At 68.9% G+C, this 8,605-nt stretch carries 9 protein-coding genes; 7 read left to right on the top strand and 2 right to left on the bottom strand.

The features are described from left to right. Positions 1 to 776: hypothetical protein (locus HG543_RS48480; RefSeq protein WP_169351769.1), on the top strand; the 776-nt coding region annotated here is incomplete at its 5' end. Here HG543_RS48480 and HG543_RS48475 read toward each other — a convergent pair. Beyond that, the gene (locus tag HG543_RS48475; RefSeq protein WP_169351768.1) at positions 769 to 1,617 is read right to left on the bottom strand and encodes an aldo/keto reductase; all 849 of its coding nucleotides are present in this window, start codon (positions 1,615 to 1,617) and stop codon (positions 769 to 771) included. The genes HG543_RS48480 and HG543_RS48475 overlap by 8 nt on opposite strands. A 72-nt stretch (positions 1,618 to 1,689) precedes the next feature. Here HG543_RS48475 and HG543_RS48470 point away from each other — a divergent pair, with 72 nt between their 5' ends. From HG543_RS48470 to HG543_RS48445, 6 genes are all read left to right on the top strand, one after another. Then, complete coding sequence (locus tag HG543_RS48470) at positions 1,690 to 3,492, top strand: ABC transporter ATP-binding protein (protein WP_169351767.1); 1,803 nt, start codon at positions 1,690 to 1,692, stop codon at positions 3,490 to 3,492. 311 nt (positions 3,493 to 3,803) lie between these two features. Beyond that, positions 3,804 to 4,037 (top strand): hypothetical protein, encoded by a 234-nt coding sequence (locus tag HG543_RS48465; RefSeq protein ID WP_169351766.1) that lies wholly within the window; start codon positions 3,804 to 3,806, stop codon positions 4,035 to 4,037. An 84-nt stretch (positions 4,038 to 4,121) separates the two neighbouring features. After that, positions 4,122 to 5,762: a CTP synthase gene (gene pyrG / locus HG543_RS48460; protein ID WP_169351765.1), complete on the top strand. Its 1,641-nt coding sequence runs from the start codon at positions 4,122 to 4,124 to the stop codon at positions 5,760 to 5,762. Beyond that, a complete protein-coding gene (kdsA, locus tag HG543_RS48455; RefSeq protein ID WP_169351764.1) occupies positions 5,759 to 6,595 on the top strand; it encodes a 3-deoxy-8-phosphooctulonate synthase in 837 nt (278 codons plus the stop codon). The genes pyrG and kdsA overlap by 4 nt, the downstream gene beginning before the upstream one ends. A 34-nt stretch (positions 6,596 to 6,629) precedes the next feature. Next, complete coding sequence (locus HG543_RS48450) at positions 6,630 to 7,211, top strand: KdsC family phosphatase (protein ID WP_169351763.1); 582 nt, start codon at positions 6,630 to 6,632, stop codon at positions 7,209 to 7,211. Positions 7,212 to 7,245: 34 nt separating this feature from the next. Continuing rightward, on the top strand, positions 7,246 to 7,866 hold the full coding sequence (locus HG543_RS48445; RefSeq protein WP_169351762.1) for a response regulator: 621 nt from the start codon (positions 7,246 to 7,248) through the stop codon (positions 7,864 to 7,866). A 110-nt stretch (positions 7,867 to 7,976) separates the two neighbouring features. Here HG543_RS48445 and HG543_RS48440 read toward each other — a convergent pair whose 3' ends face one another. Then, entirely contained in the window at positions 7,977 to 8,426 is a 450-nt protein-coding gene (locus HG543_RS48440; RefSeq protein WP_169351761.1) for an Hsp20/alpha crystallin family protein, read from the bottom strand. Positions 8,427 to 8,605: the final 179 nt, after the last annotated feature.

Genomic DNA, 8,605 nt, shown 5'->3' with positions numbered 1-8,605 from the left:
CGCCCCAGCCGCCCCCCGCGCCACCGAAGCCGAAGCCGAAGCAGGAAGCGAAGCCGGAGACCCGCAAGCAGCAACAGCAAGAGGAGGATGAGGACATGGAGGGCGTGCAGCGGCTGTTGTCGCGGAAGGTGGAGCGGGTGCTGGAGCAGCTCGGCGCGCTGGCGGCGCGGGCGCGCACGGGCGAGGAGGTGCCCTCATTGACTGTCACGCTGCACCTGTCGCACGGGCACTCGATGACGGGCGAGGTGGTGGACTACGTGCCGCGCGAGTCCGTGCTGCTGGCGCTGGGCAAGGAGGGCCTGCTGCGCTCCGCCTCGGTGGCGTACGTGGACGTGGCCACGGTGATGGCGGTGTCGGTGAACAACGCGGACCAGCTCCTGGAGCTGCCGCAGCTCGTGCGGCCCAACCCCACGCGGCAGGACGTGCTGGTGCTGGTGGAGAAGCTTCCGCACGCCATCACCGAGCAGTTCTGGCCGGGCGAGGCGGCGCTGGGCGGCCGCCCGCTGCGCTTCGAGGTGGACTGGGTGGGGCTGGACGACGAGCCGGGCCGCCGCGCGCTGGAGACGGCGGTCAACGTCGCGGGCCACGCGCTGCGCGCGCTGGCGCAGGAGCAGGGCCGCGAGGTGCTGCGCCGCATCCTCACGGTGCGCTTCATCAAGGGCCGCGACACCCGCGTCTCCATGGAGGGAGACACGGGCACGGTGACGGTGGCCCCCGGCGCCACGGACCCCACGGTGTCCGCCTTCCGGAAGGCCTTCGCCGCCGGCATCAGATGACGGGCAGCTCTTCCGGCTCGGGGCCCAGCGGAAAGGCCGCGTCGAGCCGGGCCAGCTCCTCGGTCGACAGCTTCAGCGACGCGGCGGCGGCGTTGTCGCGCATGTGCGCCTCGCGGCTGGCCTTCGGAATGGCGAACAGCGATGGCCGGCGCACGAGGAAGCGCAGCGCCACCTGGTACAGGCTGACGCCGTGCGCGCGGGCGATGGCGCCCAGCACCTTGCCGCCCCTGCTGTTCGGCTCCGGGAAGCTGCCGTTGCCGAAGGGGCTGTAGCCCACCACCGCCACGCCCTGGGCCTCGCACCACGGGATGACGCCGTGTTCGATGGCGCGCTCTTCCAGGTGGTACAGCACCTGGTTGCACGCGATGCGGCCCGGACCGGCGAGGGCGAGCGCCTCCTCCAGGTCCTCCACCCCGAAGTTGCTCACGCCCCACGAGCGAATCTTCCCGTCCTTCACCAGCTTCTCGAAGGCGCGCACCGTCTCCTCCAGCGGGTGCGGCCCCGGCCAGTGCAGGAGGTAGCAATCCAGCCGGTCCGTGCGCAGCCGCTTCAGGCTCCGCTCGCACGCGGCCAGCGTGCCCGCGTAGGTGGCGTTGGACGGCATCACCTTGGACACGAGGAAGACTTCATCCCGCCGGCCCGCGATGGCCTCGGAGACGATGCGCTCCTCCACCTTGCCGTGACCGTACAGCTCGGCGGTGTCCACGTGCGTCAGGCCCAGGTCGAGGCCGGCGCGCAGGGAGCGGATGGCGCTCGCCTGGTCATCGTCCTCCATCTGCCACGTCCCCTGTCCCAGGACGGGCACCTGCACTCCGGTGCTTCCAAACGGGTGCTTCTCCATGACACACCTCGCGTGCGAGCAATCCGCCCCGGAAGGATTAACACCGTCCAGGAGGACGGGCAGTCCCCCGGGATGCACGCCTGGGGGTCGCGAGTTAGGCTCCGCGCCGTGTCTGCCCCGGAAAAAGCCCCTGCCCCGCAGCTCCCCTCGCGCGTCACGCTGCGCCGCCTGCTCACCCTGGCGCGCCCCGAGCTCCCCGCCCTGGCGGGCGGCACCTTCTTCCTGCTCGTGAGCAGCGTGGCCACGCTCATCTACCCGCGCGCCATCGGCAACCTGGTGGACGAGGCGCTCACCTCGCGAAGCCAGGGGATGCTCGACGGGCTCGCCCTGGGGATGCTGGCCGTCTTCGTGGTGCAGGGCATCGCCATGGCGCTGCGCATCTACCTCTTCAACATCGCCGGTGAGCGCGTGGTGTCGAGGCTGCGCAAGGACCTCTTCCGCGCCCTGCTGTCCCAGGAGGTGGCCTTCTTCGACGCGCGCCGCACCGGCGAGCTCACCAGCCGGCTCGCCTCGGACACCACCGTCCTGCAGAACACCGTCACGATCAACGTGTCCCTGACGCTGCGCTACCTCATGCAGGCGGTGGGCGGCGTGGCGCTCCTCTTCTACACGTCCGCCCGCCTCACCGCGGTGATGCTCGCCATCGTCCCCGCCGTCGTCCTGGGCGCGGTGCTCTACGGCCGCCGGGTGCGCGTGCTCTCGCGCCAGGTGCAGGACGCGCTGGCGGCCAGCACCAACGTCGCCGAGGAGGACCTGTCCGGCATCCGCACCGTGCGCTCCTTCGCCGCCGAGCGCAGCGAGGTGGAGCGCTACGGCTCCACCATGGACCACGCCTTCTCCCTCGCGCGCCAGCGCACGCTCCACTCGTCCATGTTCATGGGCGGCACGGCCATCGCCGGCTACGGCGCCATCGCCGCGGTGCTCTGGTACGGCGGCCGGCTGGTGGTGTCGAACCAGCTCAGCGTGGGCGCCCTCACCGCCTTCCTCATCTACACCATGCTGGTGGCCGTCGCGTTCAGCGCCGTCGCCGAGCTGTGGGCGGACTTCATGCGCGCCAGCGGCGCCGCCGACCGCGTCTTCGAGCTGCTGGACCGCGAGCCCGCCATCGCCGCGGGCGGCGTGCAGCTGCCCGAGGTGCGCGGCCACCTGGAGTTCCGCGACGTGCACTTCGCCTACCCCACGCGCTCGGACGTGCCGGTGCTGCAGGGCGTGAATCTGGAGCTGCTCCCGGGAGAGGTGGTGGCGGTGGTGGGCCCCTCGGGCGCGGGCAAGTCCACGCTGGCCTCGCTGCTGTCGCGCTTCTACGACCCGCAGGGCGGCGCGGTGCTGCTGGACGGCCACCCGCTCACCACGCTGGACCCGGACTGGCTGCGCCGCAACGTCGCCATGGTGGCCCAGGAGCCGCAGCTCTTCTCGTGCTCCGTCGCGGACAACATCCGCTACGGCCGCCCCGACGCCACCGACGCGCAGATTGAAGAGGCCGCCCGCGCCGCCAATGCCCATGCCTTCATCCAGCGCTTTCCCGAGGCCTACGCCACCCAGGTGGGCGAGCGCGGCGTGCAGCTGTCCGGCGGCCAGAAGCAGCGCGTGGCCATTGCCCGCGCCGTGCTGAAGGACCCGCGCCTGCTCATCCTCGACGAGGCCACCAGCGCCCTGGACGCGGAGAGCGAGCACCTGGTGAAGGACGCGCTGGAGCGCCTGATGCAGGGCCGCACCACCCTCATCATCGCCCACCGCCTGTCCACCGTGGCCAACGCGGACCGCGTGCTGGTGCTGGAGGGCGGCCACGTCATCCAGAGCGGCACCCACGCCGCCCTCATGGGCCAGGACGGCCTCTACCGCCGGCTGGTGGAGCGGCAGTTCGTCGCCGCCTGAACGCCTGTACCCCTGTCAGGCCCGTTTATGGGTCCAAGGAGTATGGCGCGCATTTTCGCCGCTGATTAGATCCGGGGCTCCGAAAGGAGGTGATGCCTTGACCGACAGCAAGCACAAGGCGTCCACCTCCGCTTCGGTGGCCTGAAAAGGCCCTGGAGCGGTGGCAGACGCTGGCGGTTCGGGCCCGTTCCCGCCTTGGTGGGGACGGGCCTTTTTATGTCCGCCGCTCGGGAATGCCGGAAAACCCTCTCTGTTCCGTGGCCCCGGGGGGAGTGGCCGACCCAACACGTTTCTTTTCGGGAGTATCAGCCGTGTCCATCACCCCGTGCCCCAGCCCCCTGCCCACCGCCCTCCGTGACGAGGAGGCCGTGGAGACGCAGCGCAACCTGTTCTGCCCCAACTACGACGCCTGCCTGCACCTGGTCGTCAAGCGTGGCTGGGAGGGCTGGAGCTGCCGCAATTGTGACTTGCGCGCCTTCCGCGTGGGCGAGCCCACCGCCCGGGAATTCGCCGTGGCACGCCCCGGTGGTTGGGACGGCAACTGAAGACCCGTCCACCGCTGTACCGGGCGGCCGTCCACCGGAAACAGAATAATTGACGCATCCCTCCCTCAGTTGGCAGAACGGGACATGCGCTCCAAGAAAACCAAGTTCATCTTCGTGACGGGCGGAGTGGTCAGCTCCCTCGGCAAGGGCCTCGCCTCGGCTTCCATTGGCGCCCTGCTGGAGAACCGTGGGCTGGCCGTCACCCTGCTGAAGCTGGACCCCTACATCAACGTGGATCCGGGCACGATGAGCCCGTTCCAGCATGGCGAGGTCTTCGTCACCGAGGACGGTGGGGAGACCGACATGGACCTGGGCCACTACGAGCGTTTCACCAACGCCCGGATGAGCCGGCTCAACAACTTCACGTCCGGCCGCATCTACCACTCCGTCATCATGAAGGAGCGGCGCGGTGAGTACCTCGGCAAGACGGTGCAGGTGATTCCGCACATCACCGACGAAATCAAGGCCAACATCCGTCAGGCCGCTCCCGGCGCGGACGTGGTCATCGTCGAAATCGGCGGCACCGTGGGCGACATCGAGTCGCTGCCCTTCCTCGAGGCCATCCGCCAGATGCGCTACGACGTGGGCAGTGAGAACGTCGTCTACGTCCACCTGACGCTGCTGCCGTACATCGGCGCGGCCGGCGAGGTGAAGACGAAGCCCACGCAGCACTCCGTCATGAAGCTGCGCGAGATTGGCATCCAGCCCGACTTCCTCGTGTGCCGCACGGACCGCGAGGTGTCGCGCGAGCTGAAGGACAAGATTGCCATGTTCTGCAACGTGGACACGCGCAGCGTGTTCACCTCGCCGGACGTGAAGAGCATCTACGAACTGCCCCTGGAGCTGCACCGGCAGGGCCTGGACGAGCGGCTCGCGGAGGTCCTCAACATCTGGAGCCGCGCGCCCCACCTGGAGCGGTGGGAGAACATCCTGCGCAAGGTGTACTCGCCCGGCCGCGGTCAGGTGCAGGTGGCGATTGTCGGCAAGTACGTCAACCTCACGGAGAGCTACAAGAGCCTCAACGAGGCGCTGCTCCACGGCGGCATCGCCAACGACGTGAAGGTGAACCTGCACTTCGTGGACAGCCAGGACGTGGAGGAGCAGGGCCCGGAGAAGCTCTTGGCCGGCGTGGACGCCATCCTCGTGCCCGGCGGCTTCGGCGTGCGCGGCACCGAGGGCAAGATTGCCGCCGTCCGCTACGCGCGAGAGAAGAAGGTCCCCTTCTTCGGCATCTGCCTCGGCCTGCAGATGGCGGTGGTGGAGTTCAGCCGCAGCGTGCTGGGCCTGGCCAACGCCAACAGCCTGGAGTTCAACGAGCACACCCCGCACCCGGTGGTGACGCTCATGGAGAGCCAGGTGAAGGTGCAGGACAAGGGCGGCACCATGCGCCTGGGCAGCTACGCGTGCGCGCTCAAGCCCGGCACCCTGGCCAGCAAGCTCTACGGCCAGGACGCCATCCAGGAGCGCCACCGCCACCGCTACGAGGTGAACAACGCCTACCGCGGCAAGCTGCAGGAGGCGGGGCTCGTCGTCTCCGGCCACAACCCCGAGCTGAACCTCGTGGAGATGATTGAGCTGGCCGACCACCCCTACTTCGTCGGCTGCCAGTTCCACCCCGAGTTCAAGAGCAAGCCCTTCGCCCCCCACCCCCTCTTCTCCGGCTTCATCCGCGCGGCGCTCGAGCAGCGTGACGCCAACGCGGCGGCCGGCCAGGTGCGCGCATGAGCGCCTCCCTCCCCATCGAACTGTGTGGCTTCAAGGTCGGCCCCGGCCAGAAGCTCTTCGTCATCGCCGGCCCGGACAGCATCGAGTCCGAGGACATGGCCCTGCGCCATGCCCGCATGCTCAAGGAAATCACCGGCCGGCTGGGCGTGCCGTACGCCTTCAAGTGCTCCTACGACAAGGCCAACCGCACCAGCGGCAAGTCCTTCCGCGGCCCCGGCCTCAAGGAGGGCCTGCGCATCCTCAAGCGTGTCCGGGATGAGGTGGGTGTCCCGGTGCTCACGGACGTCCACGAAACCAGCCACGTCGGGCCTGCCTCGGAAGTAGTGGATATCATCCAGATACCGGCGTTCCTGTGCCGGCAGACGGACCTGGTGGAAGCGGTGGCTCGGAGTGGAAAGGGTGTCAACCTCAAGAAGGGGCAGTTCGTGGCCCCCAAGGACATCGTCCACTCGGCGCGCAAGGCCTTCGAGGCGGGCAACCCCAACGTGCTCGTCACCGAGCGGGGGTCCACCTTCGGCTACAACAACCTCGTCGTGGACATGCGCGGCTTCGCCCAGATGCGCGAGGCGGGCCTCGCCGTGTGCTTCGACGCCACCCACTCCGTCCAGCTCCCCAGCGCCGGAAATGGCGAGACGGCCGGCGAGCGCAAGTTCGTCGCCCTCCTGGCCCGCTCCGCGGCCGCCGCCGGGATTGACGCGTTGTTCACGGAAGTCCATGAGGATCCGGATCGTGCCCTGTGTGACGGTCCGTGTTCCCTGAATCCACAGATGTTCGAGGACGTGGTACGAAATGTGCTGAACATCCGCCGGGTGTTGGGACACGAGCCCGGTTGATGAGGCTGCGAGAAGGGGAGGAGCCAAGGGAGCCATGGTGACGGAAGCGCCTTCCAAGCCAGGAAAGGAAGAGCTGACGTCCCGCGCGGCGCGCGTGCGGCTGCTCGTCTTCGACGTGGACGGGGTGCTCACCGACGGCGGCCTGTACTACGGCGCCCAGGGTGAGCTGATGAAGCGCTTCGACGTGAAGGACGGCCACGCCCTGGTCATGGCCCGCCTCGCGGGTCTGCCCGCCGCCGTCCTCACCGCCCGCACCTCGAGCATCGTGGAGGTCCGCGGACGGGAGCTGGGGCTGGCGGCAGTCATTCAAGGCCGCCGTGACAAGGGTGTCGCGCTGGACGAGTTGCTCCAGCAACTGGGAGTCCCCCGCGAGGCCTGCGCCTACATGGGAGACGACCACAATGACCTGGCCCCGCTCTCACGCGTGGGCCTGGCCGCATGTCCCGCGGATGCGGTTCCGGAGGTGCGTCAGGAAGTCCACTTCGTTACCCAGAGCCCAGGCGGCCGAGGCGCCGCTCGTGAGCTCGTGGAACTCTGTCTCAAGGCGAGTGGCCGGTGGGACGACGCAGTGGGTCTCATGAGGGGGACTGATGGACGCGTTGGTCACACAGGTTGAACTAACCCCGTATTCAAGGTAGGTGATAAAATCCATGGGCAGCGGAATCATGCAGCAAGAGGGGAGTACGGCGATGACGGACCAGCTCTACACGACGCACGACATCAGTCGTCTGCTTCAGGTGGATCCGTCCACGGTGAGCAAGTGGATTGACCGGGGCATCCTGATGGCGTTCCGGACGCCGGGTGGCCACCGTCGCGTGCGCTCGGCGGACCTGCGCACGTTCCTCATCACCCACCAGATGCCGGTTCCGGAGGAGCTGGGCAGCGGCACGGTGCGCCTGCTGGTGGTGGATGACGAGCGCGCGGTGCTGGACGCCATCAAGCGCGCGTTCAAGCCCTTCGCGGCGCAGGTGGAGCTGCAGACGACGACGAGCGGCGTGGAGGCCCTGCTGCTGGTGTCGGAGCAGAAGCCGCACGGCATGATCATCGACCTCAACATGCCGGACATCGACGGCCTGGAGGTCTGCCGGCGGATTCGCGCGCGCAAGCAGATGGAGGGCGTGCGGCTCATCACCATGACGTCGCTGCACTCGCCGGACGTGGTGGAGCAGTCCAAGCAGGCCGGCGCGCTGGCGTGCATGGCCAAGCCGCTGGACGTGCAGCAGGTGCTGGAGCTGTTCCGCGTGCCGCTGGCGCTGAGCGCCAAGCGGTAGCGACACAGGGCTTCCGCCACCCCCTCGCGGAAGCCCTGACAGGGGGGAAGTGGGGAGGAAGCCGCGCCGTCCCCCTGGCAGCGGCCTCCCTGGACGGGTGTGCGCTCGTATCAGCCCTGGACCTTGACCTCGATGACGCGGGGCTTGGACTCCTCGCGCCGGGGCAGCGTCAGGGTGAGCACGCCGTGCTCGTACTTCGCCTCCACCTTGGACGCGTCCACCGTGTCCGGCAGCGCGAACGAGCGGGCGAAGGTGCCGAAGCCGCGCTCCTGGCGGCGCACGGTGACGCCCTCGGTCCTCGGCTCCGCCTTGCGCTCGGCCTGCACGGTGAGGACGTCCTTCTCCACCGTCACCTGGATGGCCTTGGCGTCCAGGCCCGGCATGTCCAGGTGCAGCGTCAGGCCGGCCTCGCTCTCGACGATGTCGGCGGCGGGCGCGAAGGTGCGCGGCGACTGGCGCCACACGGGCTGCGTCAGCTCACGGAAGAGCGCGTCCACGTCGCGCATCAGCGGGTTCACGACAACGGCGGAGTTGAAGTTGAAGGGGTTGCGGCTCTGCATGGTCTTCTCCTGTGCGTGTCGCCCTCGCGGACGCACGCCATGACGGTTGAGTTCTGTTCTGGTTCGCGGTCGCCTCAGGCCCCCACCGGGCTCCAGCGCCGCCTCACAGGACTCAAGAGAACCATGGTTCGGGACGTGTCAAGCAACGCCCCCCATGTCTTCGGAGCGCCCTCCCCCAC

It is taken from the genome of Pyxidicoccus fallax (genome assembly GCF_012933655.1).
GTDB lineage: Bacteria > Myxococcota > Myxococcia > Myxococcales > Myxococcaceae > Myxococcus > Myxococcus fallax.
This window is presented reverse-complemented; position numbering and strand designations above follow the sequence as displayed.